24 protein-coding genes and 1 riboswitch are annotated in these 24,311 nt (G+C 41.9%); of the genes, 6 read left to right on the forward strand and 18 right to left on the reverse strand.

Annotated features, from left to right (window positions below; translation table 11 throughout):
* Positions 1–3: 3 nt before the first annotated feature.
* Positions 4–891 (reverse strand): cidABC operon transcriptional activator CidR, encoded by an 888-nt coding sequence (gene cidR / locus AKG37_RS10390; protein WP_060698736.1) that lies wholly within the window; start codon positions 889–891, stop codon positions 4–6.
* A gap of 165 nt (positions 892–1,056) precedes the next feature.
* Here cidR and AKG37_RS10395 point away from each other — a divergent pair, with 165 nt between their 5' ends.
* Both AKG37_RS10395 and AKG37_RS10400 read left to right on the forward strand, forming a co-directional pair.
* Positions 1,057–1,440 (forward strand): CidA/LrgA family holin-like protein, encoded by a 384-nt coding sequence (locus AKG37_RS10395; protein WP_060698737.1) that lies wholly within the window; start codon positions 1,057–1,059, stop codon positions 1,438–1,440.
* Positions 1,434–2,114, forward strand: a complete 681-nt coding sequence (locus AKG37_RS10400) for a CidB/LrgB family autolysis modulator (protein ID WP_060698738.1) — start codon at positions 1,434–1,436, stop codon at positions 2,112–2,114. Before AKG37_RS10395 ends, AKG37_RS10400 begins: the two co-directional genes overlap by 7 nt.
* Positions 2,115–2,152: 38 nt before the next feature.
* Here the strand turns inward: AKG37_RS10400 and AKG37_RS10405 are convergent, their stop codons facing one another.
* Positions 2,153–3,334, reverse strand: a complete 1,182-nt coding sequence (locus tag AKG37_RS10405) for a class I SAM-dependent rRNA methyltransferase (RefSeq protein WP_060698739.1) — start codon at positions 3,332–3,334, stop codon at positions 2,153–2,155.
* Positions 3,335–3,452: 118 nt separating this feature from the next.
* On the opposite strand from AKG37_RS10405, the gene AKG37_RS10410 reads away from it, so the two are divergent.
* Positions 3,453–3,836: a VOC family protein gene (locus tag AKG37_RS10410; RefSeq protein ID WP_024423854.1), complete on the forward strand. Its 384-nt coding sequence runs from the start codon at positions 3,453–3,455 to the stop codon at positions 3,834–3,836.
* Positions 3,837–4,063: 227 nt separating this feature from the next.
* On the opposite strand, the gene AKG37_RS10415 is transcribed toward AKG37_RS10410, so the two are convergent.
* From AKG37_RS10415 to AKG37_RS10425, 3 genes are all read right to left on the reverse strand, one after another.
* The gene (locus tag AKG37_RS10415; RefSeq protein ID WP_039182423.1) at positions 4,064–4,792 is read right to left on the reverse strand and encodes an amino acid ABC transporter ATP-binding protein; all 729 of its coding nucleotides are present in this window, start codon (positions 4,790–4,792) and stop codon (positions 4,064–4,066) included.
* The gene (locus tag AKG37_RS10420) at positions 4,789–5,433 is read right to left on the reverse strand and encodes an amino acid ABC transporter permease (protein ID WP_003215015.1); all 645 of its coding nucleotides are present in this window, start codon (positions 5,431–5,433) and stop codon (positions 4,789–4,791) included. Before AKG37_RS10420 ends, AKG37_RS10415 begins: the two co-directional genes overlap by 4 nt.
* A 70-nt stretch (positions 5,434–5,503) precedes the next feature.
* Positions 5,504–6,268 carry a transporter substrate-binding domain-containing protein gene (locus tag AKG37_RS10425; protein WP_060698740.1) on the reverse strand — a complete coding sequence of 255 codons (765 nt, stop codon included), beginning with the start codon at positions 6,266–6,268 and terminating at the stop codon, positions 5,504–5,506.
* Between the two features lie 519 nt (positions 6,269–6,787).
* Between AKG37_RS10425 and AKG37_RS10430 the strand changes: the two genes are divergently transcribed.
* A complete protein-coding gene (locus AKG37_RS10430; RefSeq protein ID WP_060698741.1) occupies positions 6,788–7,873 on the forward strand; it encodes a Rap family tetratricopeptide repeat protein in 1,086 nt (361 codons plus the stop codon).
* 19 nt (positions 7,874–7,892) lie between these two features.
* The gene (locus AKG37_RS19315) at positions 7,893–8,024 is read left to right on the forward strand and encodes a hypothetical protein (protein ID WP_273700891.1); all 132 of its coding nucleotides are present in this window, start codon (positions 7,893–7,895) and stop codon (positions 8,022–8,024) included.
* Positions 8,025–8,068: 44 nt separating this feature from the next.
* Here the strand turns inward: AKG37_RS19315 and ywaC are convergent, their stop codons facing one another.
* From ywaC to AKG37_RS10455, 5 genes are all read right to left on the reverse strand, one after another.
* On the reverse strand, positions 8,069–8,701 hold the full coding sequence (gene ywaC, locus AKG37_RS10435; RefSeq protein WP_060698742.1) for a GTP pyrophosphokinase YwaC: 633 nt from the start codon (positions 8,699–8,701) through the stop codon (positions 8,069–8,071).
* A 93-nt stretch (positions 8,702–8,794) separates the two neighbouring features.
* The gene (locus AKG37_RS10440) at positions 8,795–9,808 is read right to left on the reverse strand and encodes an ABC transporter permease (RefSeq protein WP_060698743.1); all 1,014 of its coding nucleotides are present in this window, start codon (positions 9,806–9,808) and stop codon (positions 8,795–8,797) included.
* Positions 9,805–11,301: a sugar ABC transporter ATP-binding protein gene (locus tag AKG37_RS10445; RefSeq protein ID WP_060698744.1), complete on the reverse strand. Its 1,497-nt coding sequence runs from the start codon at positions 11,299–11,301 to the stop codon at positions 9,805–9,807. The genes AKG37_RS10440 and AKG37_RS10445 overlap by 4 nt, the downstream gene beginning before the upstream one ends.
* Before the next feature lie 70 nt (positions 11,302–11,371).
* Positions 11,372–12,490: a sugar ABC transporter substrate-binding protein gene (locus tag AKG37_RS10450; protein ID WP_060698745.1), complete on the reverse strand. Its 1,119-nt coding sequence runs from the start codon at positions 12,488–12,490 to the stop codon at positions 11,372–11,374.
* 170 nt (positions 12,491–12,660) lie between these two features.
* Positions 12,661–12,770, reverse strand: a riboswitch (SAM riboswitch).
* Between the two features lie 118 nt (positions 12,771–12,888).
* Positions 12,889–14,316 carry a DUF1565 domain-containing protein gene (locus tag AKG37_RS10455; protein WP_060698746.1) on the reverse strand — a complete coding sequence of 476 codons (1,428 nt, stop codon included), beginning with the start codon at positions 14,314–14,316 and terminating at the stop codon, positions 12,889–12,891.
* Between the two features lie 370 nt (positions 14,317–14,686).
* On the opposite strand from AKG37_RS10455, the gene AKG37_RS10460 reads away from it, so the two are divergent.
* The gene (locus AKG37_RS10460; protein WP_060698747.1) at positions 14,687–15,778 is read left to right on the forward strand and encodes a branched-chain amino acid aminotransferase; all 1,092 of its coding nucleotides are present in this window, start codon (positions 14,687–14,689) and stop codon (positions 15,776–15,778) included.
* A gap of 280 nt (positions 15,779–16,058) precedes the next feature.
* On the opposite strand, the gene AKG37_RS10465 is transcribed toward AKG37_RS10460, so the two are convergent.
* From AKG37_RS10465 to AKG37_RS10500, 8 genes are all read right to left on the reverse strand, one after another.
* Positions 16,059–16,457, reverse strand: a complete 399-nt coding sequence (locus tag AKG37_RS10465; protein WP_060698748.1) for a hypothetical protein — start codon at positions 16,455–16,457, stop codon at positions 16,059–16,061.
* A 116-nt stretch (positions 16,458–16,573) separates the two neighbouring features.
* Positions 16,574–17,902: a 6-phospho-beta-glucosidase gene (locus AKG37_RS10470; protein WP_060698749.1), complete on the reverse strand. Its 1,329-nt coding sequence runs from the start codon at positions 17,900–17,902 to the stop codon at positions 16,574–16,576.
* Complete coding sequence (locus tag AKG37_RS10475; protein WP_060698750.1) at positions 17,899–18,225, reverse strand: PTS lactose/cellobiose transporter subunit IIA; 327 nt, start codon at positions 18,223–18,225, stop codon at positions 17,899–17,901. Before AKG37_RS10475 ends, AKG37_RS10470 begins: the two co-directional genes overlap by 4 nt.
* Positions 18,226–18,251: 26 nt before the next feature.
* Positions 18,252–19,601, reverse strand: a complete 1,350-nt coding sequence (gene celB / locus AKG37_RS10480) for a PTS cellobiose transporter subunit IIC (RefSeq protein WP_060698751.1) — start codon at positions 19,599–19,601, stop codon at positions 18,252–18,254.
* A gap of 14 nt (positions 19,602–19,615) precedes the next feature.
* Positions 19,616–19,921, reverse strand: a complete 306-nt coding sequence (locus tag AKG37_RS10485) for a PTS sugar transporter subunit IIB (RefSeq protein WP_060698752.1) — start codon at positions 19,919–19,921, stop codon at positions 19,616–19,618.
* A gap of 122 nt (positions 19,922–20,043) precedes the next feature.
* Complete coding sequence (locus AKG37_RS10490) at positions 20,044–21,987, reverse strand: BglG family transcription antiterminator (protein ID WP_060698753.1); 1,944 nt, start codon at positions 21,985–21,987, stop codon at positions 20,044–20,046.
* A 238-nt stretch (positions 21,988–22,225) separates the two neighbouring features.
* The gene (locus tag AKG37_RS10495) at positions 22,226–22,834 is read right to left on the reverse strand and encodes a class F sortase (protein WP_060698754.1); all 609 of its coding nucleotides are present in this window, start codon (positions 22,832–22,834) and stop codon (positions 22,226–22,228) included.
* A 70-nt stretch (positions 22,835–22,904) separates the two neighbouring features.
* Positions 22,905–24,287 carry a hypothetical protein gene (locus AKG37_RS10500; RefSeq protein ID WP_060698755.1) on the reverse strand — a complete coding sequence of 461 codons (1,383 nt, stop codon included), beginning with the start codon at positions 24,285–24,287 and terminating at the stop codon, positions 22,905–22,907.
* Positions 24,288–24,311 lie beyond the last annotated feature (24 nt).

Raw genomic sequence — 24,311 nt, forward strand, 5'->3', positions numbered from 1 at the left:
CTTTTACTCTGCATCCCATACATAGGATTTAGTATGCTTTAACCATTCTCTTGCCGCAAACGACAAATACCGGTCCTTTCGCCAAATGACACCTAAATGCCACGGAATTGAAGGGTTTAAGGAAATGACCTTTACCTTTTCAGGATCAAGATCACGGCAGATTCGTTCTGGCAGAAGACCAATCCCTAAATTTTCGGCGACCATTTCACTAATAAAATCCCATTGAGACGTTTCATAAATGACATTCGGCCTGAATCCTGCATTCATACATTCATTCAAAATCCGGCTATGCAGAACAAAATCTTCTCTAAAGAATATAAAAGACTCTTCCCTTAAATCAGCTAAATGTACCTCCTCGCGACCAGCCATCGGATGGGATGGATGCGTCACAAGCTTCATGTCCTCTTTAATAATGGTGTACGTATGAAAAATTTTATCATTTGCAGGCAGAACAATGACACCAATATCAAGCGACCCGTCCTCGACCCCTTCCTCGACTTTAATGGAGCCGTGCTCAACCAATTGAAATGTGACATCTGGATACTGCTGGCGGAATTCTCCCATGACATTCGGGAAAAAACTTGACCCAATCATCGGCGGCAGTCCAATTCGAATATGCCCTTTTTTCACATTCATTAAATCATTTAGTTCGCTCGTTAAATTCTGAAATGATTGTGTGATTTCACTCGCCTGTGTATACATGGTTTGTCCAGCATCCGTCATTTCGACCTGCCGGCCATTTCGATAAAATAACTGCACCCCTAGCTCATCCTCTAGGTTTTTGACCATCTTGGAAATGGTCGGCTGTGACACATAAAGGGATTGGGATGCTTTCGTGAAGCTTTTTAATCTCGCCACTTCTAAAAAATATGTTAAATGTCTGATGTCCACATGCTTCACCCTTCCTATAGACAAAAGGAATAATAACTATTCGATATATGTATTTTACCTATAATCAAACGTGCTGTACACTTTAAAGTAAGCTAATCAACTGGAACGTTGTCATGTTTTTGTGAAACAGTGAACAATTTATATAGAAAAAGGAGTGAACAGAAAATGAAATTGCTCAAAAAGCCGCTGATTGCTGCCCTTCAGATTATGGCCTTGTTTATTTTTGCGAAATTGATGAATGTGCTGGCGGCCTTTTTGCACTTAAGAATTCCGGGCACGATCTTAGGCATTCTTGTCATTTTCTTATTACTTCATTTTAAGATCATTCAATTAAAATGGATAGAACTTGGCGCCGTATGGCTGCTCGGAGAACTGCTGCTTTTCTTTATACCATCAGCAGTGGGTGTCATTGATTACGGAAAATTACTTTCTCAATCTGGCACAAGTATTGTTCTTGTTGTGTTAATTAGCACGTTTGTGGTCATGCTCTCAACTGGTATCATGACGCAAATGATTGCGAAACGAAAGGAGCGAAAAAAGCTATGTTAGTTGGCGGACTATTTCTGATCTTAACGGTTCTTTTATATCTCGGATCAAAAGCGGTGTACAAACGGCATCCGAAGGTCTATGTCTCTCCATTACTTGTAACTCCACTTGTCCTTGTCGTCCTGCTGTTAATTGTCAACATTCCTTACGATGTTTACAATCAGGGCGGGAAATGGCTCACGAATATGCTTCAGCCTGCGACTGTTGCTTTTGCCATTCCTTTATATAAGTATTTTCATATCCTGAAGAAGCATGCAGTCGAAATTCTTTTGAATGTGGCTTGCGGCTCTGTCATCGCGATCCTATCAACGGCATTTATCGCCAAGTTGTTTCATTTGGACACAGGCCTTATCGAGAGCCTTGTCCCAAGATCGGTCACAACCCCAGTGGCAATGAGTGTGTCAGAAATGATCGGCGGCATGCCGTCCGTTACGGCTGTGTTTGTCATTTTAACCGCACTGTTTGGGTCGATCATCGGTCCAATGGTGATCCGTTATTTCCGCATTGATAATGATATTGCCATGGGCGTCTTGCTTGGAACAGGTGCACACGGGGCAGGAACATCAAAGGCCTTTGAAATGAGCTCCGTCTCAGGCACGATCTCAAGTGTATCAATGATTATTTCAGCCATTATTACATTATGTGCAGCACCTATCCTCATATCGTTTGCCTTATAGAAAAAAGCTATTTCCCTTATCGGAAATAGCTTTTTTTCTTATGCTTGTATGAAGACAACCTTTAAATAGTTTCCTTCGGGATAACTCTTCGTTGTACGAAAATCCTCAGGAAGTGTATATTCTTCAAGAATCCGATAGGTTTTCCCTGATTCTTTAAAGGCCTGCGCAATAAATCCTTTGAACTTCTTCATGCCAAATGCACTGCTATTCGTCGATGCCACAATGACGCCGTTCTCAGCTGTGATTTGTATGGCTTCTTTTAATAGTTTCTTATAGTCCTTCGCCGCACTGAATGTATGCTTTTTCGTTCGTGCAAAGGAAGGCGGGTCTAAGATGACGAGATCGTAGGTCCATCCTTTCTTCGCTGCAAACGGAAAATATTTAAAGACATCCATGACCTTGATATCCTGCGCGTCCACATCAATATCGTTGATTTCAAACTGCTCAGATGTTTTTTTCAAGCTGCGGTTTGCAACATCTACACTTGTCGTGCGGCTCGCTCCACCAAGCGCTGCTGCCACTGAGAAAGCGCCTGTGTAAGAAAACGTGTTGAGCACGGTCTTTCCCTTTGCATAACGATCTCGAATCGCTTTTCTTACATGACGCTGATCAAGGAAAATACCCGTCATCGCGCCATCATTTAAGTAAACCGCCACGTTCATGCCGTTTTCTTTTACGATGAGAGGAAATTCACCCTTCTCTCCCTTTACAAAATCATCATCTTCAATATATTGTCCAGACGTATCAAATCGTTTCTTTTCATAAATACCTTTGTAATCTGGATATACGTGCTCAAGTGCAGCCAATACATCCTTCTTAAATGTATAAACTCCTTCGCTGTACCATTGGATGAGATAGAATCCGTCATAATGATCAATCGTAAAGCCGCCAATTCCATCACCCTCTCCGTTGAACACACGGAAAGCAGTCGTCTGCGCATCACGAAATAAATGCGTTCTGTTTTTTGCTGCCTGCTCAAGCTTAGAGACGAAAAAGGCTTGATCTATTTTTTCGTTTGCATCAAAGGTCAGTACCCAGCCGATTCCTTTATTTTGGACACCATAATAGCCCTTTCCTAAAAAAGCGCCTCGCTCATCCACCCATTCAATGAGCTCGCCTTCACGTACACCGTTCACACGCGATACTGCATCTTTGGATATGAGCGGATATCCCTTTTTCACTTGTTCTGCAAATGTTTGTTTTAATGAGATTTTTTTCATTTGTGTCATCCTTATCCTAAATTGACTCTCTCTATCCTACCATATGAATGTATACGTTACTTCTATTATGATAAGATGAGGAGAAAAATATCAACATGACACATAGGAGGCACTTCATTTGACGACATTACGCTTAGATCATACAGGTATTATGGTTTCGAATATTGATCAGTCCATTGATTTTTATGAAAAAGTGGTGGGCATGAAATTAAAGGATCGCATCACTCATACAAACGGGGTCATTGAGCTTGCATTTCTCGGTTTTAAAGATGAAACAGAAACGGAAATTGAGCTCATCCAAGGCTACAGCAGTGACCTGCCATCTGAAGGAAAGGTCCATCATCTCGCTTTCACAACAGACAATATTCATGCTGAATTCAACCGAATTCAAAAGCTGCAAATTGAATTAATTGATGAAGAAATCACGACATTACCGAATGGATATTGCTACTTCTTTTTCAGAGGACCAGACCAGGAATGGATTGAATTTTTCCAGCGCTAATATTTCCTAGGAAATGGGGCCGCGGAGCGATGTACTCATTCATAAAGAAAAACGTCAGCAACTGCTGACGTTTTAGATTTTGGGCAAAGGTTTTATTTTAGCCCCTTGTTTTCTTTTCAGCGTGTTTGAAAACCTTTGAAGTCTAGGAAGGGTGAGTACCGGAGCGCAGACCTGACAAAGAATTCAACACGCTGAAGAGTAAGGGCATGTATAGCCCTTACTCCTTTTTATAACACCTTACTAAGAAATGATTTTGTACGCTCATGCTGCGGGTTTCCAAAGAGAGCTTCCGGTTTGTCTTCCTCGACAATATATCCGCCATCCATAAAGATGACACGGTCTCCCACTTCTCTGGCAAAGCCCATTTCATGTGTGACGACAATCATTGTCATGCCTTCGACGGCTAATTGTTTCATTACAGCCAATACATCCCCTACGACCTCAGGGTCAAGAGCCGATGTCGGCTCATCGAACAATAACACTTTCGGGTCCATTGCCAGCGCTCTTGCAATGGCGACACGCTGTTTTTGTCCACCAGATAATTGGTTAGGGTAGCTTTGGGCTTTGTCTTTTAAGCCCACTTTTTCAAGCAAGTCTAACGCTTTTTCGGCCGCTGCCTTTTTCTCGATACCTTTTACCTTTATCGGTGCGATCGTGATGTTTTCTAAAACGGTTTTATGAGGGAATAAATTAAAGTGCTGAAACACCATGCCTACTTCTTGTCGTACTTTATTGATATTCACCTTCGGGTCTGTAATCGTATGTCCGTGGACAACGACTTCTCCAGCTGTGATATCTTCTAATTTATTGAGGCATCTTAGAAACGTACTTTTCCCTGATCCAGAAGGACCGATAACACACACGACTTCCTTTTCCTCGATGACTGCATTAATATCCTTTAACACTTCGTGATCGCCAAAGGATTTTTTTAAGTTTTTCACCGTAATCATACTCATTTGATATCAAATCTCCTTTCTGCATAGCTAGCCAGTAGAGAAAGTAAATAAATGATCACGAAATAAATGATACCGACAATGAGCCAGACATTTAAAGGATCAAATGTGGCCGATGCTTGAACTTGTCCTCGCTGCATAATATCGGCGATCCCGATAATAGATAAGAGAGAGGTATCCTTCAAGCTGATGATGGCTTGGTTTGTAATTGCTGGGAGCATGCGGCGGAATGCCTGCGGAAGGACGATAAAGCGCATGTTTTGCCCCCCTGTAAAGCCTAAAGAGCGTGCAGCTTCTGTTTGTCCTTTATCAATGGACTGAATTCCTGCACGAATAATTTCTGAGAAATAAGCCCCTGCATTAATCGCTACTGTAATAATCCCTGCCGGCACTCGATCTAGCGAAATGAATTCTAGTGTATTCAAACCAAAATAAATGAAGAATAGCTGTACAATAAATGGTGTGCCTCGGATGGCATTGACAAAGACGAGTGCGATGAAATTTAAGATTTTAAATGGTGACAGACGGAATAATGCAACAATTAAACCGATGATAAACCCTAAAATGATGGCAACAACAAAGATATATAAAGTGGTTTGCAAACCATCCATTAAATACGGAAATGCATTAATAATTGTATCCATGTTTCTCCCTCCCTAATTCACATACGGCTGACACATAAAGAAAGCGCGCTCGGAGCGCGCCTCGCTTGTGTTATGACTTCAAATATTTATCGATAATTTTGTCATATTCACCGTTTTTCTTTAGATTCTCCAGTCCTTTATTGATCTTCTTCAATAAGTCCTGATTTTTCCCCTTCATCACAGAGATACCATATTGGTCTCCATTCAAGCGGTCTCCAACGGTTTTCAAGTTTAAATCTTGTTGTGCGATCGCATACGTAATGACAGGATAATCCTCGATCAAGGCATCTGCATTTCCGTTTGATACTTCTTGGAACATAGATGGGCTGTCATTAAATTGAACGACTTCATACCCATATTTATCTGCGTTATCAGATGCAAATTTCGCACCTGTTGTCCCATTTTTAACAGCTAGCTTTTTCCCCTTTAAATCATTAATTGATTTGATGCTGCTGTCCTTTTTCACAACAACTGTCAGACCAGCATCGAAGTAAGGATCTGAAAAATCTACTTTCTTCTTACGCTCATCTGTAATACTCATCCCGCCCATTCCAACATCAAGCTGACCTGCCTGCATTGCTGGAATGATACCTGAGAAGTCCATGGCTTCAAGCTTTACTTTGAAATCTTGATCTTTCGCGATTGCGTTAATTAAATCAACGTCTATCCCTTGATATTTACCGCCCTTTTCAAATTCAAATGGCGGATAAGTTGTATCTATCCCAATTTTATATGTCCCTTTGCCTTCTCCCGAACCACTGTCAGATTTTGATCCACAGGCTGCCATGACAAGCACAACGATTAGTCCCATGATCAATAACATCGATTTTTTCATAAAATACGACCCCCTATTGTCAGTTTTGTCTAAATATTCGCAATAATAACCATACTATACCATGCTAAAGCTATGATGTGTGATGTTTTTTATCAATACCAAAGATCCATACAATACTAGATCAATAGTCTCTTTAAATTTTACTTTTTTGCGAATAACTCATTTTATTCTAAAAGAAACAGGATTCACAATTATGATGTGAGATAATCTTACGAAAAAATGCATCAGCCCCTTGAAAACCGCTGGTTCTTTCCGGTATACGAATACATATTCAACAATTACCTTCCTCTCATTATTGATATTTTAATATATCTTTTCAAAAACCCTCTTTTTACCTAAAAATATGTAAGCGTATACAAATAGATATCGAATCCCTTTTTCTTTCACTACTGGTTGAATTTACATCAAAAAACATGTTTTACAAACCGCGAGGGAGAGCTTAAAATATAAGAAGATAATGGAATATGGAAAGTTGATTTTAAGAACGGATCTTGATAGATGAAGAAAGGAGGATATGAATTGGCAGAAACAGTTGTTTTGTCGTCCGTTGATGTAGCGAATATGCTAAATGATTGGTATGTCATGATGAAAAAAAGAGAAATACAGGGTGCAATCCAATTAAAAGAAGACATTCTTCAAGCATTTGATCGAATGGAAGAAAATCAAGACGTCTTACTTTACTATCAACTGCTAGAGTACCGCTTTAAAGATCTTATAGAAGATACAGCTTCGTTAGATCATAGTCTCTTCGTTGATGAAAATGCGATCCGTACGGATGACATGCTCAGCTATTATTTCTATTTCTTTAAAGGGATGTATGAAATGCGCAGAGGCAATCAGGAAACGGCATTTCATCATTTAAAATTGGCCGAGGATAAATTAGATCTCGTGCACGATGATATTGAAAAAGCAGAATTTCATTATAAAACAGGGTGTCTTTACTATAATATTAGGTCCACACTTCTCTCCATCCACCACTTAAAGATGGCTTCATCTATTTATGACGCAGATCCATGTTATGTGAAAAAATCAATCAGCTGTCAAATGATGCTTGCTTTGAATTATGCGGATCAGTCGAAATATGATGAGGCAGAATCGTTATTTGAAGAAGTGATTCATTCACTAGAAAAGATGGAAGATCCAGATTTACTTGGTCACGCATATTGCAATGCAGCCTTTATTAAAAGTCTAAGAAATGAATACAGTGAAGCTGTGCCGCTCTTAGAAAAGGCTTTATTGATAGAGACATTCGAAACTTCATCTCCAGGCGGCTATTTACTTGCTATGTATGCCTACACAAAAGCGCTATTTAAGCTAAAAAAGCCTGGTTTGTTCCACTATTATGTACAGCTTTCACTACAAAAAGCAGAAAATTTAAAACAACGAAACATTTCTCTTAAATTATCCATTTTAGAAACACTTATGCTTCAGCCAGACAACATGATTGAGCAAATCAAGTCTTATTGTGATCAGTTAGAATCAATGAATTTCCTTGTGGACCTTGAAGCTATTTGTCAGGATGCAGCAGCTTACTTAACGGATCTTGGGCTTCATGAAGAATCCTCTTATTTTAGGAACAAGGCATTATCCTTAAAAACTTCTTAAGAATATGGAGTGATTTATGATGAAAAAATGGTTCATCACAAGTGCGATTTTGACGCTCTTGATAACAGGTGTTTCTATTGGTACTTCCATTCAAAAAGACAATCAATCTCAAGACATCATGCAAAAGAGGGACCGCGGAACCAACCCTTAACATGAAAAAAGCAGCTGGGATCAAAACAGCTGCTTTTTTACGTGCTAATCAATTTCTCGTTTGATATTTTGCATTTTCTCATCTAAGTAATGGGCAATATCTGCTGCTTCCTTTAGTTCATCAGTCAGTTGATGAGGAACATCGTTTTGCAGTTTATAATAGATTTTATGCTCAAGGCTCGCCCAAAAATCCATCGCAATGGTCCGCACTTGGATTTCAACCTTCACATGCTCCACACAATTCGTTAAGTAGACAGGGATCTCCACAATTAAATGAAGGCTTCTGTAGCCATTTGGCTTCGGATGTTGAATGTAATCCTTCACTTCAAGAATCTTCAAATCCTCTCTTTGCCTCAATACATCCATAATGTTATAGATATCTTGAATAAAAGAACAGATGATGCGGACACCTGCAATATCATGGATATGCTCCTTGGCACATTGTGTCGTGATGTCGCATCCTTTTCTTGTGAGTTTATTTACAATACTTTCAAAAGATTTGATCCGTGATTTTGTATGCTCTATTGGGTTATGTCCGTGGATTAAATTATATTCCTGGCTGATAATCGAAAACTTTGTATCCATTTCATCTAATGCAAATTTATATACTAATAGTTCATTTTTCCAGTCTTCCATGACATTTTTCAAATCTTCTACATGAGTTGCTGACATGTTCATTCTCTTTGTCATCTCCTTTTGGGAAACGGTGGCTGCACCGCTTTCCGTTTACTAGACGGAGAGAGAACTCAAATGGTTTTAAAAATGACGCAGTTAGCTTCGTTGTTTGTAATATGTCAGCGCTAGCGCAAGGGCCAGCACAGATCCTTTGACAATATCCATTGCATAATAAGGGACAGACATCATCACAAGTCCATTTTGCAAAATACCAATGAGCACAGCCCCAATAAAGGTACCAAATGCATTTGGCTTGCCTGCTCCCATGACGGAAAAGCCGATAAAGGCAGCCGCTACTCCATCCATTAAATAAGGTGCACCAGCATTAATTTCTGCTGTCATCACCCTTGATGCGAGCACGATACCACCGATCGCTGCAAATAAAGCTGAGAGCAGATATGCCGCGATTTTGTATTTGTTCACATGAATACCAGACAATCGAGCCGCTTCCTTATTTCCACCGATGATGTACATGAAACGGCCGTGCTTTGTGTAGGTCATGAAAACATGCGCGAATAGTACAATGGCGGCCATAATGAGAATGATATAAGGCACCTGTCCGATTTTGCTGAAAAAGGCAGGGATTGTTCCTGTTGAGAACGTACCATCAGGCAGCACCATATTTTCAGAAATGGTCGCCCCTTTCGTATACGTTTGAGCCAGCCCTTGAATGATAAACATCATGGCTAAGGTCATGAGCATATCTGGAATTTTCATTTTGACGATCATCCATGCATTTAACAAACCAACAATGAGAGAAGCCGCCAGGGCTGAGAGAATTGCAATCAATGGGTTTTGCGAGAACCATACAAACATAGAAATGACAATCGCATTTGATAGCGTAGCGACTGATCCGACTGATAAATCAAAGCCGTTTACTGCCAGTGAGATAGTTAGACCTACTGCAATGATGGTCACAATGGAGATAGACCGTAAAATATTGATGATATTCCCTGATTGCAAAAATGCCGGATTTGCTGCCGCAAATACGACAATCAATACGACAATTGTTAGAATCGTGCCATATCGATAAAAGAAATCAAACAGATGTAAGGATGGCCTCTGTTTTTTGATTTGCTGCACAGGGGCTGGAATTTGTTGTTCACTCATGATTGTCCTCCTGTTGAATGATATAAAAGCTCCTCTTCAGTCGTCGGAGCGGTCATTTCCCGGGTAATGCTCCCATCATATAGCACGTATACGCGGTCTGCGATACCTGCAATTTCCGACAGCTCACTTGACGCATAAATCACAGATTTTCCGCGGGCAGCAAGCTCTGCAATGAGAGTGAAAATATCTTTTTTCGCTCCAACGTCTACACCTTTAGTTGGTTCATCAAAGAGATACACATCCGCCTCAGCCAGCAGCCATTTTCCGATGGCAACCTTCTGCTGGTTTCCACCAGATAGATGCTTCACCTTTGCGTCAAGAGATGGCGTTTTCACCCCAAGTCGTTTGACGATTTCGCCTGCTTCCCGCTTTTCCTTCGAACGATGTAAGAAGCTGAATATCCGTGAGAATGAACGAAGACTTGCTGCTGTTAAGTTCCACCCCACGCTCTCTTCTGTGAGAATTCCCTCTTTTCTCCGCTCTTCCGGCACAAGGGCAATGCCAGCTCTCACAGCTTGATGAGGCGATGTGATGCGAATGGTTTGACCATGCAGCTTCACGGTACCTGTCTTATTTTCTGAAGCACCGAAAAGGGCTTTGCACAATTCTGTTTTACCAGCACCGACAAGTCCTGCGATCCCAAGAATCTCCCCTTTTTTCACATGAAGATGAATATTGCTTAATTTATGCTGATCGTTTAGCTCTTTCACTTCTAGCACAATTGGTGCATCCTTCAAGGGTTTGCGAGACGGGAATTGTTCCTCTAATGGCGCACCTAACATTTCTTCAATGACCTGCTGTGGATTTGTGTCTTTGACAAGGTGAGCTGCAACATCGGTTCCATTTCTCATCACAGTCAGTTCATCACAGATGGTGAAAATTTCAGGCATGCGGTGGGAGATAAACACGATCCCCGTCCCATTCTGTTTCAGCCGATCAATCATTGAGAATAATTTACTTGTTTCTGCATGACTAAGCGGAGCTGTTGGTTCATCTAAAATTAAAATGCTGCATTGAATCGAAACGGCCTTTGCAATGAGGACCATCTGTTTTTCGGCAAGGGTCAGATCACTGACTAGGCGTTTTGTGGAGATGTCGATATCCATTTCTTCTAATAGTTGAGCTGCCTTGCGATGCAGCTCTTTCCAGCCGACAAATGTTTTTTTCTCAATCTCATGCATCATCATATTCTCGCCCACACTTAAGTATGGAACAAGCGCCGTATCCACTTCTTGATGGACTGTCTGCACACCATATGAGGAAGCATCTTTTGGGGTTTGAATGGATGTCGTCTGGCCATTCATATAGATGGTTCCTTCAAAGTGTGAATGAGCGCCAGAAAGAACTTTCATTAACGTTGACTTCCCAGCGCCATTCGCTCCAATCAGTGCATGGACCGTTCCCTTTTTTAATGTGAAATTCACTTGATCTAACGCTTTAACCCCTGGGAATTCAATCGAAATATTCTTCATATGAACAAGCGGCTCTGTCATAGATGTCCTCCTTCTCTCGATCATCATCTGAAAAACGAAACACCCTCTATGGAAAGAGAGTGCACGTCGTTTATTTTGTATAGTGTTTCTTCAAGGTCTTCATCCAATCTTCCTCAAAGGCCGTTGATGAACCGAATCCCTTCACCTCGTCTGCAAGGTTGACCATATTAATGGCTTTTCCTGCTTGTTGAAGCTGCTTTTGCGAGATGAGTGAGGCCTCAAGGTCATAGGAAGATGGTGTTTTCTCACCAGCTATTTTCTTCGCAAGAATCCTCACGTCGACTGCACCGATGAGCTTCGGATCAACCGCTGATGTGTACTTCCACGGACTGTCCTTCGCTGACATTTCTTGAAGATCAGCATTTGATACATCAATTCCGTAAATCTTCACTTCTGTTCTTCCTGCTTCCTTTAACGCTCTTGCTGCCCCAATGGCAAAGGCATCCCATGTGGCAAAAATAGCGTCCAGCTTACCCTTTGGATACTTATTCAGCATGGCTGCCACTGCATTTTGCGTTTGAACAGACGTATCAGAGGAGGCAACACCAAAGCGGTCAAGCTCCTTGATTCCTGAATGCTGTTTGAGTGTTTCTTGATAGACCTTGTTGCGTCTCACCATTGGCGGGAAGCCATCTACCCACAGGTATGCAATATTTGCTTTTCCTTTAAAATCAGATACGAGCGCGTCTAATGATTTTTTCGCCAATTGTTCGTCATCTTGAGACGTCACTGTCACCCCTTTGATGTCCTTCAGCTTAGGATTTGAATCAAACGCTACAACTGGTATGCCTTTCGCTGTGATCTTTTTCACATCAGCGACTGTAGCCTCATCGTCCCCGTGAGAGATGATAAAGCCATCATAATTTTCTTCAAGCGCCTGAGAGATGGCATCATGGAACTTCGCTGTATCTCCATTTGCCGTGTAGACATCTACTTTAAAGCCCAGCGCTTCACCTTCAGCCTTGGTCCCAGCTAAAAACTGAGCTGTATGATCGTCTCCTCCAATTTTGCGGATGACTTTAATTTTCGCTCCCTGTCCCTTTGCAAATCGCTTCGGTACATTGTCAAAGGAGACCTTTTCGTTCGTATTTCCCTTTGATCCTGCACTTGATCCAGTGCCGCAGCCGGTTAATAGAACGGTTAATGCAGTTAATAAGACAAGAAATGATGTAAAATGCTTTCTCTTCATTGCTGTTCCTCCTCAAGTTGTTTTTATTTTTCACATCGGAAAACTGGGTAAAAAAGTGGGAATATACCTGTAAAAAAATCATTTGATTCGAAAAAGAGACGAAAAAAAGCCTCTCTTGGAAAGAGAGGCTTGATCACCGTTGCATGAAACATGTATCGGGAAGTCTTCCTCTCTTATCTGTCAAAGCTGTCACAGCTTTGCAGGAATTAGCACCAATTTCTAAAATAGAAACGGTTGCCGGGCGTCACAGGGCCAGTCCCTCTGCCTCTCTTGATAAGAGATCCGTTATGAAATTTGTTTTTGTTGAAATGTCTTCTTTACTTTAATGTGCTGTCACATCAATGTCAATGACTTTTTTGAAAATTTCTAAAATAACGTGTTTTTGCTTCAGCACATGATTAACTTCCAATGATTTTCTTAGCAGGTGATGATGTTTTCAGACGGAAATCATATTTTTTCTCATTCACAAATTGTGGATTGAGATGGGCTGATCCTTTATCTTGACCGCTTTTAGAAAGATACGTTTTGTATCCTTCCAGCCATTTTCCGCGCCATACCCACTGTGATGCTTTCGCACCTTTGCGGTCATCATAAACGTTCTTCTGAAATGTATTCTTTTGGTTCACTTGATACAGGTTTACGACTAAGTAATGCGAGGCACTAGCTGTCATGATATTATTCGTGATTCGATTGTTCACCGCTTGATATTGCATCAGCAATTGACCGCCTTCTAAGCCGGCTGTGTCATTTTTGTACAAAATATTATGTGAGATCGTCGTATTTGTTGTACCGCCCCGCTTCTTATCATAACCGCCAATTGATATGCCTGTATAACGGTTCAAATACACTTGATTGTGTTCGATGCGAATGCGATCCGCCATTTTCCCTTTATGTTCACTCGTGACTTCAATCCCAAGGTCATTGTGATGTGTGATGTTATGATCGATCACAATGTCTTTTCCGCCATCAACATAAATTCCACCAGCTGAGATGTCGGTGCCGTAGGCTGGATTCCCTGCACTAGTAATCTCATATACTTTGTTTCTAGAGACGACGCCATTTCTGACTTGATCATACTTTTTGGAAGGGGCTACGTTTTCAAACCCAATTAAATCTATGCCAATATTATCAGTGTGACGGACCGTGTTATGGGTCACACGGAATTTTTTGACGTTCCCATTTAGCACAAGGGCTTCACTAAAGCCCAGCTTTAATTTTTCAACGGTATTTCCTTTGATTTCAATGTCTTCAATAGCCTCAGGAGCTTTTGTCCCATAAACAGCAATTCCATGTGCATTCCCATCTTTATGTTTCGTCTGAATGTCATACACTCGGTTATTGAGCAGCTTGACGCCTTTGCCACTCCCTTTAATGAATATACCGACTGGTGTCAAATCTTCTTTATTCGTCTTAAGATGTCCTACCGTCAGGCCTTTGAGGGTGATATAGCTCTTTTGATTGATCGTGACAAGACCCCCATCTGCTTGATTTCCTTTAAGGGAAGCCCCACTAATCACAGGCTTTTCTTTTCCGTAAGCTTGAAAAACTACGGGTGCTTTCTTTGTTCCGGAATGGCGGACAATCAATTTTTCTTTGTATGTACCGCTTCTCATGTAAATGGTTGTCCCGGCTTTAGCCATACTGGCCGCTTTTTTCAGCGTACGGAAAGGTTTTTGCTTCGTTCCCGGGTTTTTGTCGTTCCCGTTTACCGCTACGTAATAGGCTGTACTTTGCTTAGCGCCAGCCTCCTCTGTCATTGCTTGACAGCCGAAGCTGATCACGGTCATGAATAAAATAAGTAAAATGCCTGGTATCGCTCGTTTCATCTTATTGTTTGCTCCTTTCCCTTCTCTTCTTCCTTTATCGGTTAAAAAAAAGAGGATTAAAATATGACGATGTCCCTTGCAATGTACTAGTCAAAAGGTGTATGGTTGAAAGAATATCTTACAAGAAAACCATCCGCTTTTAAATTGTCAGATTAATCAGTCATTTAGGTAAATTGGATTTTATTTCTATTTTTAAAAAGGGGTGACATAGGCCAAACTGACGGCAGAGAGCAGGAAAGCGCTTTAACAGATTTTTCTTGTCTGAATTCCAGAAAACCTATTGCTAATATTTTGTGAAGGTATAGAATAGAATCATAATTATTTCATATTATTAGAATTTTCAAATAATCAAACAGCAAGGAGATTTACAATGCCAAAACAACCCATCCGCGTTGAACTTAGTTCAACAAAAAAACAAAAACCTCAATCTGATCAACTTGAATTCGGAAAAATCTTCACAGATCACATGTTTGTGATGGATTATTCAATTGATAAAGGCTGGTATGATCCAAGAATTATTCCTTATCAGGCGATTCCTATGGACCCAGCTTCGATGGTCTACCACTATGGTCAATCTGTTTTTGAAGGCTTAAAGGCTTATGTTTCTGAGGATCAAAAAATTCTCTTATTCCGTCCGGAAAAGAACATGGAACGCTTAAACAGATCCAATGACCGTCTGTGTATCCCGCAAATTGATTCAGAAACAGTGTTAGAGGGGTTAAATGAACTCATTCGCATTGATAAGGATTGGGTACCTGATGCAGAGGGCACTTCCTTGTATATTCGTCCATTCATTATTTCCACTGAGCCGTATTTAGGCGTTGCACCGTCAAGCACGTATAAGCTGATCATTATCTTATCTCCAGTGGGATCATACTATAAAGAAGGCATCCATCCAGTCAAAATTGCAGTTGAAAACGAGTTTGTCCGTGCCGTTAAGGGTGGAACAGGAAATGCCAAAACAGCTGGAAACTATGCCTCAAGCCTCAAAGCACAGCAAGTTGCTGAAACGAAAGGATTTTCACAGGTTCTTTGGCTAGACGGGATCGAGAAAAAGTACATTGAAGAAGTCGGCAGCATGAATATCTTCTTTAAAATCAACGGTGAAATCGTGACGCCTGAGTTGAACGGAAGCATTTTAGAAGGCATCACACGTAACTCTGTACTTGAGCTGTTAAAGCATTGGGAAATTCCAGTGACAGAGCGCAAAATTTCAATTGATGAGTTAATTGAAGCACATCAATCTGGCGAGCTTGAAGAAATCTTTGGAACTGGAACGGCGGCCGTAATCTCTCCTGTCGGGGAATTAATTTATCATGATCAGCCATACGTGATCCAAAATGGTCAAACAGGTGAAGTGTCGAAGAAATTGTACGAAGCCATTACTGGCATCCAAAAAGGGACTCAGCCAGACATCTTCGGCTGGACAGTTGAAGTTGACTCAGTCGTCAAGCAGGCATAAGCATGTAAAAGAACCTTTCATTTCATGAAGGGTTCTTTAGATTGTTGACAAAGGGCTAAAATGATCTTTATTTTAGCCCTTTGTCTTCTTTTCAGCGTGATAGAAAACCTTTGCAGTCTAGGAAGGACGAGCACTGGCGCGGAGCGAATTTGACATTCGTGAGCACCGGCGCGCAGGACTGACACCGAATGCGAGGGTTTGTCTACACGCTGAAGAACCTTTCATTTTATGAAGGGTTCTTTTTTTAGGTCAGCCGAAAGAAAGATCCGTCAGCCTCTCATCAAATCGTGCACCAAAACAAGATCGATACACCCACAATGCCCCCTGCATATATCCACAGTTTCCCTTTCACGCTCCGCTTTCTTTCGATCAATAAAAAGATCTCCGGTAACAAGATGATGATGATTTCTAATATAAAGACGAGGTTGTAAGCAAGCGGCATCGGCTGAAAATCAAAATCTCTTTCATCTCCTCCGATGGTTGCAAAATACATCAACAGGTTGGTCACTGGAATGGTGAAACAAACAAGCAGACGAAGAATATAAATCCACACATACTGTCTATGACGAATAAGACCAATAAATGAAGCGATGATTCCATACAAAAACAAGACCACTGTGCCATAACTCAACAGAGGTTGAACGACAAAGCCGTAAAGCATTAAACCGATAGCAACCATATTTCAACAGTCCTTTCTTTGAAGCCATACATGCTGTTTTTTCTATCATACACTTCTTTCTCCAGTTTCCATATGGGGTAATCATAAAAAATGACCCCATAAAGGGGCCATTATGCTTATGCATTTACTGATTTGAAGAATTGCGGTAAATACTCACGGTGCGCTTCGAGCATTTCATCTAAAATTTGCTTTGCAATTTCGTCAGAAGGGACGAGCGGATTGATCGTCATCGCAACAAGAGCCGTCTCGTAATTTCCTGTCACGGCCGCTTCAGCTGCCACACGCTCGAATGATTTGATTTGTTGAACGAGTCCTCTCACAGCTACAGGCAGGTCACCTGTCGCGATTGGTTTTGGTCCGTCCTTCGTAATGATACAGTTCACTTCAACCGCTGATTCAGCCGGAATGCTGGCAATCGCTCCTCTGTTCACTGTATTAACTGGTTGAATGTCATGTTTATCATTATAGATGGAGCTGATTAAGTTACATGCCGCATCGCTGTAATAGGCCCCGCCTCTTTTTTCGAGTTGCGGTGGTTTAATTGATAAATCAGGATCTTTATAGAGCTCAAATAATTCCTGCTCGACCTGCTGTACAACCTCCGCTCGTGTTCCTTTTTCTTGAGCTGCCTTTTGCTCTTCTTCCAGCATATCTTTCGTTTTATAGTAATAGCGGTGATATGGACATGGAATAACCCCTAAGCCTTTTACAAAAGAAGGCTCCCAGTTTTTCGCTTCAATGTTCTTCATCGACCATTGGCTATTCGGATTTCCTAGTTCATCAAGCACTTGGTCCATAATGCTGACCCCATCTAAATACACATCTAATCCATAGACCATGTGATTAAGGCCGGCAAACTGCACCTCAATGCGTTCGACATCCACTTCAAGCGCCTTGGCAATCCCCATTTTGATCCCAATTGGCACATTGCATAGACCGACCACTTTTTTTAGATTCGTGTAGCGTAAAACAGCTTCTGTGACCATGCCGGCTGGATTTGTAAAGTTCACAAGCCATGCATTCGGACAAAGCTCTTCCATATCCTTCACAATGTCTAGAATGACTGGAATGGTCCGCAGTCCTTTAAATAAACCACCTGGTCCGTTCGTTTCCTGACCGATAACGCCGTACTTAAGCGGTATTCTCTCATCCTTTGCACGTGCTTCCAGCAGTCCTACACGAAATTGTGTCGTCACAAAATCGGCGTCCTTCAAGGCTTCCCGGCGGTCAAGAGTGAGGTGTACCTCAATCGGCAGACCAGCTTTCTCGACCATTCGTTTCGCCAGAGCGCCCACGATGTTTAGCTTTTCCTGCCCTGCTTCAATGTCCACAAGCCATAATTCTTTTACAGGCAATTCATGATATCGTTTGATGAACCCTTCGACGAGCTCAGGCGTATAGCTCGACCCACCGCCTATTGTGACAATTTTGATTCCGTCTTTCATGAATTCACACCTCCGAGTTTCTTCATTTTTTCATGGAGCTCGATGATTTCCGCTGCGAGCTCCTTGACGGTCATTGCGTTCATGAGATGATCCTGTGCATGAATCATTAAGAGACTGATGTCCGTCTTTTCTCCCCTGATTTCTCCTTGGATCAGCTCTGTCTGTGCGTGATGCGCCTCATTTAACGCGTCTTGTGCTTCCTGCAATTTTTGCTTCGCCTCATCAAAGTGACCTTGCTTTGCACATGTGATGGCCTCCATTGCTGAGCTTCTGCCATTCCCGCCGTGCAGGATGAGTTGAAACACAATTTGTTCCATTTCCATCGGCCGCATCCCCCTTGTTCCCTCTATTACATGCTGACGACATTTTCATCAGTTGATGCTTTTGTTTCAAGCTCATTTTCTTCTTTCAATTTCTGCTTATCCCACATTCTAAAGAATGGGTAGTATAGAGCAAATGATAACGCAAGGTTAATCAGCTGCATGACAGCACCAGAGATTTTACCTCCTGTGGCGAGATAGCCTGAAATGATTGGCGGCATTGTCCATGGGACAGCGATCCCCGCTGGCTTTGCCACAAGCCCTGTACTCATTCCGATATATGTGGTGATGATCATCATAATTGGCGTAAGGATAAACGGAATAAGAAGCATTGGGTTCATCACAATCGGCATTCCAAAAATGATCGGTTCGTTGATGTTAAAGATGGCTGGCCCTATCGCAAGGCGGCCAAGCTGTTTCATCTGTTTACTTCTAGCACGTAAGATCATGGTCAGCACCAAAGCAAGTGTTGCACCGCTTCCGCCGACATTGATGAAGATTTCAAAGAACTGCGCTGTGAAAATATTCGGCAGCACTTCTCCTGCTTGGAACGCAAGACGGTTCTCATCCATTGCCCCTAGCCAAATTGGACCCATGACACCGCCGACAATGGTTGCTCCGTGAATACCACAAGCCCAGAGGAGCATCTGTACACCCATAGCAACGATACTGCCGCCTAAGCTTCCACCAAGAATGGAAAGCGGTGTGCCAATTAAGACCGTGATGATATTATGAATACTCTCAAAAGGTGTCATCTCAATTAAAAGTCTAGCGACCCAGATCAGCGTGATGACCACAAAACCTGGAATAAGTGCGATAAACGATTTACTAACCGCTGGCGGTACACCATCAGGCATTTTGATGACGATGTTTCGCTGTACAATAAAGCGGTAAATTTCGGTTGAAAGCATGGCAATAATCATGGCAACGAATAAACCTTTACTGCCCATCAGTGTGACAGGAATCCCCCCGCCTACTAGGATGGCTTCTGTTGAGCCTTCAGGTGTGAAAGGGACTTGATAGGGTGTAGCTAAAAGGAAAGCCGCAACAGCGATCGCACCAGATGATAGTGCATCAACGGCATACTTTTCAGCTAGCCTGTAGGCAATCCCAAAGGTTGCAACAAGTGCCATAATGTCAAAGGTTGCATTAACAGGATAGGATAGTTTCGTGGCCCATTCGTCTCCGAAGATACTTGCCATAAAATCGCTGTACCCTGGGATCGGAAGGTTGGCTAAAATGAGAAACAGTGAACCAACAATAATGAGAGGCATGGTTAAAACAATTCCGTCACGCAATGCTTGTAAATGTCTTTGAGCGGCAATCTTCCCTGCAAACGGCATGACCTTCTCTTCTAGAAATCGGTTGAATCCATTCATCCCCTCCGCCCCCTTTATCCGTTCACTAATTGTTCAGCAGATTTTAAAACCTCGGCGCCATTACATATGCCATAATGCACGGTATTAATCACGTCTACTGGAATCCCTTTTTCTTCTCCGAGCTTTTTCATTTGTGGTAATAAATAGCGAACCTGGGGTCCTAATAAAAGCACATCGGCTTGATCAATATGATTTTTTGCAGAATCTCCAGATACTGCCCAAATACGATATTCTTTTCCTTGCTCTTGTGCGCTTTTCTCCATTTTTGTAACAAGTAAGCTTGTTGACATACCTGCTGCGCAAACCAATAAAATGTTCATGTGTAAACGCCCCCTTTTCAAAGTGTGAAGCTACTCTTTACACATTCATCATATTATGAAACCGCTTTCATAAACACCTATACTTTTTCCTTTAGGAAGCGGAAAAAGTTAAGATCACACAATTAGTTCTTATACGAAGGAGCCTTTTTGTACATGATATCCAGCATGTCTTCAAATGTATCACAGGTGATGAGGTGCTGAATGAATTTCACATTATGGACAAGCTCACCCAGCAGGCGGTACATCCCTCTTAAATCTTTGGCATTCTCTTTTTCGACACACAGCAAGCAGACAAATTGAACCTTTTTCTCTCCCCAATGAATCGGTTTTTCTAATGTACATATCGCCCAAAACGTCTCATCTGTCAGCGGCGTCATCGGGTGCGGGATCGCTGTATAATGTCCGAAAGAGGTAGGTGCCGCCTCTTCTCTTTCCATGACAGATGCTGTGAGCTCAGCTGGTGCTAATCCCATATCGATGACTTTTTTCGTGAGGAAGGTGATGACCTCTTCCTTTGATTGAAAGGCTTGTTTTGTAAAGACTAATTCCTTTTTCATATATTGAGAGGCCAATGTCACTCTTGTTTCATTCGTCAGAGCTTCTTCAATTTTTAAAAAGTCACCGCCACCCAAAATGGTGTTCACTTGAATGACTGGAATCGGTAATTCCATATGAATCGGGATCGTTGTAATAATCAAATCCAAGGCATGCAAAGAGACATGTGGAAGCGAATAAAGCTCTGCTGTTCCTAAAATGGTCAGCTTTGACCCAAATTGTGACCGCAAACGATCCTGCAGCAGCCTTGCACTACCTGCACCAGATGCACAAACAATGAGACATCGCTTCGGCGGAATTTCCATTTTTCTCCGCTCTAAAGCCGCACCAAAATGAAGCGCCATATATCCGATTTCATTCTCGTGAATACTTAGGCCCTTCTCTTCTTCAATGACCCTGCTGGCGATAATTCCTGCTTCAAAGGCAAGTGGATACCCCGCTTTAATTTCATCAAGCATCGGATTTCTTAGGTTCATGCCATATTTACATCGATTCATGGCAGGCTTTAAGTGCAGACTCAGCCCAATCATGAGTTCCGCATCGCCGGCTAAATCTAGCTGTAATTTTTGATCAATGGCTTTTAGCATGAGCTGCACAAGACGACTCGTGTCATCATCTACAATTTGCTTTTGACCGCTCGAAGATAAGGACTGTACCATTTTGGCTGTTCCTAGTAAATGAATGGCGATATAGACGATTTCCTCTTGTGGAAATGAGACATCCAGCAGCCCTTCAAGACGCTCCACCATTTTTTTAGCTACCTTGTATTCCTTTGCCCGTGGAATTTCATTGATTTCCTCTGGAAGAACAGATACATAGTTTCCGTGTCTAATTCGTTTGCAGGCAATAGCGACATGAACGATTAAATTATTCATGCAGATGTCTGATAGATTCATGCCCTCCTCATGGATATAATCTATCATTGTTTTCTGAATCCATTCGAGTTCATGCTTTGGCAAAATAGTGACGGCTGTGTTCAGCATCGTTTGGTAGGAACGGCGTTCATTGAATAAATATTCCGACATACAATAACGGATTTTCATTTCCGATCCTTTTATCCGGCAGCCTTTACTCGGCCTTGCTTCCAGCCGCAGATCAAAGGGCCCGAGCTTTCGTTTGACCCATTTCATATCGTTACTCATCGTCGATTTACTAATAAACAGCTGCTCCTGTAAGTCCTCAAGTTTCACATAAGACTCTGCAAGCAGGAGCCTTTTTAAAATAAACCGCACACGCTCCTCCGGCAGAACAGCCAGCGGTTCTTCCTGTTCGACCTCCTCTTTCATAAAACGGCGAAAGGCATTTTCATCGTTGATTAACAGCTCATAGCCAGCACCTCTAACAGCTGTTACAGCCGCTTGATAAGGGGCAAGACGGTCGTTCAGTTCCTTGATGTCTGTACGAATGGTGCGGCTTGTGACTTGCAAGCTGACGGATAGCGCAGCGCTTGTGAGCGGGGTTTCAGCTGCCATGAGCTGACTTAAAATATGCGCCAGTCTTTTACTCAGCATCAGATCGGCCTCCTTATGTAAGAGTGGAGAATCTGCCTTGTCTGGACAAGTTGTAAGCGCTTGCAGTTCTCTTCATTACTCATATTCTACTGAAAAGAAATAAAAATTGCCAACTCATTTATATGACAAATGCCCCTATTTATACAACCAACCATATCTAATGACCTATGATTCTCCTTGGAAGATACTTGCACAAATCATGAAAAAAAGGCGCTACACCTTCGTGTATCCGCCTTCTTTATGAGGAGATGAGCTGAGTAAAGACAACCAATCTTTTTTCATGCGTACCTGCTGCATGATCAAATGTCCCGGTACAGGTAATTAAATTGAGATTCCGTGTAAAGGCGTACCCGAAAAACGCGTTGGGCTTCTCTTCACGCGGATAGCTTCGAACTTTCATGACCTCAAAGATTCGTTTTTTTCCTGATGAGGACGTTACGATCACCTTGTCTCCCTTTTTCAGCTCCTTTAATCGATAAAAAACAGATGGACCCCATTTATTATCTACATGACCATTCATGACAGCATTCCCTTTATCTCCCGGCTTTGGACCATCTTTAAACCACGCTGTGTGATCAGTATTTTTGGGGACGCCCATACTGCCATCCTTTAACAAAGCGGTTTTCTCCACTTTTGCTTTGACATCAATAGCAGGAATCTCGATTTCAGCTGGAACAATACCAGAAGACTCGTCTTTTAATGTTCCGTGTGAGTGACTTTGTTTCTCGGCTTGATTTGTGGTCATAGATGCTGGGATGGTTTTTGAGGATGACGATTCATCCAGCGATTTTGATGCGCAGCCGGTGATGATGAGAAGCATCAGAAGACCAAACAACCATTTTTTCAAATTAGTCTGCCTCCTTTTAAAGAAAGGAACGGCACGATTGTGCACGTTCCCATCTTGTCTTTATCCGCGCTTAATTTGAAGCCTTACGGCGAATGAGGAAGAACGTACCTACTGCGCCACCTGCAAGGATCAAACTTGCAATCATTCCTGCAAATGCTTCATAGGACATACCTAAAGGACCAGCTGTGCCTCCCATACCTGTTTTCGGCATTTCATTAGGCATGTTGGATTTGAACAGCTCAGGATGCTGATCAACAATCGCTGCTGCGACATCCTGACCAACCATGAACATATGACCATAAGCCTCTCTCACTGTCGGATAAAGCTGATTATAATCACCATGATGGTAGGACGTATAAGTTTTGATCAACTCATCAATATGTGTTTTCAATCCAGCCTCTAAGTCAGCTGCCTTCAAACGTCCATCTGTCGCTTGATCTAAAAATTTCGCTTGCTTCATCCGATACGCATCTAAGTTTTTAACAGCCTTATCTTTCGCTTCTTTGTCTCCAGATGCATCTGCTTTCACATAATCAACTAAGTAACCAATATGGCTTGACCAAATGTCTTTGAATTGTTTACCTGCATCTTTTCCGTAAACAGAAGCAATCGCATCTGATAAATCATTTGTATTTTCATTTAAGGCAGCTGCTGCTTGATCAAAGTCCTTGCTGCCATCGTTTCCTTTTTGCATGGCCACTACTGCGAGTGCCAAATGCTCTGAGAATAAGTAGTTTAAGTCCTCTCGAAGATCTGCGGCTGGTGTATCCACAGATTTGTGATCAAATTTCCCAGGAAATTGATCTGTGATCGCCCAAGACACGCCTTTTCCTACCTCAAACATATGATGAATAGATTTTCTAACGGTTTCATAGGTCGTATCAAAATCCTTTTCTGTATAGCTATTAAAAGCTTTCAGCAATTCATTGACATGCATTTTTAAGCCTTCTTCAAGCTCACTTGCTTTCAATCTTCCATCTGTTGCTTGATCAAGCATATTGGCTTGTTTCATGCGATATTGGTCAAGCTGCTTGACTGCCTTCTTTTTACCTGCTTCATCTTTCTTTGCCGTTGCTTGTACATAATCAACAAAGTAGCCGATATGACTAGACCAAATGTCTTTGAATTGTTTTCCTGCTTTTTTTCCGTATACGGAGGCGATGGCATCTGATAAATCATTCGTGTTGTCATTTAACGCCGCCGCTGCTTGATCAAAGTCTTTACTGCCGTCAATCCCTTTTTGCATCGTGATCACTGCTAAATAAGCATGCTCTGAAAACAGCTGATCTAGTGCTGCCCGAAGATCTGTTGCTTTATTTGACACTTCTTGAGATGCCGAAGATTTTTTTGTCTCTCCATGCATATGTCCTTCGTGTGCACTTGCCATTTGAGCTGTTGGAAGTAATAACGCTGCACTAAGCGGGATGGTTAAAAAAGCTTTTTTCATTTTCATTTGTTGTGCCTCCTCTTTCCGTTT

It is taken from the genome of Bacillus australimaris, from assembly GCF_001307105.1.
GTDB classification, from domain to species: domain Bacteria; phylum Bacillota; class Bacilli; order Bacillales; family Bacillaceae; genus Bacillus; species Bacillus australimaris.

Bases quoted from the DNA above. Each gene is read 5' to 3' on its own strand.
- ywaC (WP_060698742.1), bottom strand. From the start codon at position 8,701: ATGAACATGTCAGCAACTCATGTAGAAGATTTGAAAAATGTCATGGAA.
- AKG37_RS10415 (WP_039182423.1), bottom strand. From the start codon at position 4,792: ATGAGTATGATTACGGTGAAAAACTTAAAAAAATCCTTTGGCGATCAC.
- AKG37_RS10405 (WP_060698739.1), bottom strand. From the start codon at position 3,334: ATGAAAAAAATCTCATTAAAACAAACATTTGCAGAACAAGTGAAAAAG.
- AKG37_RS10440 (WP_060698743.1), bottom strand. From the start codon at position 9,808: ATGAGTGAACAACAAATTCCAGCCCCTGTGCAGCAAATCAAAAAACAG.
- AKG37_RS10400 (WP_060698738.1), top strand. From the start codon at position 1,434: ATGTTAGTTGGCGGACTATTTCTGATCTTAACGGTTCTTTTATATCTC.
- AKG37_RS19315 (WP_273700891.1), top strand. From the start codon at position 7,893: ATGAAAAAATGGTTCATCACAAGTGCGATTTTGACGCTCTTGATAACA.
- AKG37_RS10425 (WP_060698740.1), bottom strand. From the start codon at position 6,268: ATGAAAAAATCGATGTTATTGATCATGGGACTAATCGTTGTGCTTGTC.
- celB (WP_060698751.1), bottom strand. From the start codon at position 19,601: ATGAATGGATTCAACCGATTTCTAGAAGAGAAGGTCATGCCGTTTGCA.
- AKG37_RS10445 (WP_060698744.1), bottom strand. From the start codon at position 11,301: ATGACAGAGCCGCTTGTTCATATGAAGAATATTTCGATTGAATTCCCA.
- AKG37_RS10485 (WP_060698752.1), bottom strand. From the start codon at position 19,921: ATGAACATTTTATTGGTTTGCGCAGCAGGTATGTCAACAAGCTTACTT.
- AKG37_RS10500 (WP_060698755.1), bottom strand. From the start codon at position 24,287: ATGAAAATGAAAAAAGCTTTTTTAACCATCCCGCTTAGTGCAGCGTTA.
- AKG37_RS10460 (WP_060698747.1), top strand. From the start codon at position 14,687: ATGCCAAAACAACCCATCCGCGTTGAACTTAGTTCAACAAAAAAACAA.
- AKG37_RS10475 (WP_060698750.1), bottom strand. From the start codon at position 18,225: ATGGAAATGGAACAAATTGTGTTTCAACTCATCCTGCACGGCGGGAAT.
- AKG37_RS10465 (WP_060698748.1), bottom strand. From the start codon at position 16,457: ATGGTTGCTATCGGTTTAATGCTTTACGGCTTTGTCGTTCAACCTCTG.
- AKG37_RS10455 (WP_060698746.1), bottom strand. From the start codon at position 14,316: ATGAAACGAGCGATACCAGGCATTTTACTTATTTTATTCATGACCGTG.
- AKG37_RS10470 (WP_060698749.1), bottom strand. From the start codon at position 17,902: ATGAAAGACGGAATCAAAATTGTCACAATAGGCGGTGGGTCGAGCTAT.
- AKG37_RS10450 (WP_060698745.1), bottom strand. From the start codon at position 12,490: ATGAAGAGAAAGCATTTTACATCATTTCTTGTCTTATTAACTGCATTA.
- AKG37_RS10395 (WP_060698737.1), top strand. From the start codon at position 1,057: ATGAAATTGCTCAAAAAGCCGCTGATTGCTGCCCTTCAGATTATGGCC.
- AKG37_RS10420 (WP_003215015.1), bottom strand. From the start codon at position 5,433: ATGGATACAATTATTAATGCATTTCCGTATTTAATGGATGGTTTGCAA.
- AKG37_RS10490 (WP_060698753.1), bottom strand. From the start codon at position 21,987: ATGCTGAGTAAAAGACTGGCGCATATTTTAAGTCAGCTCATGGCAGCT.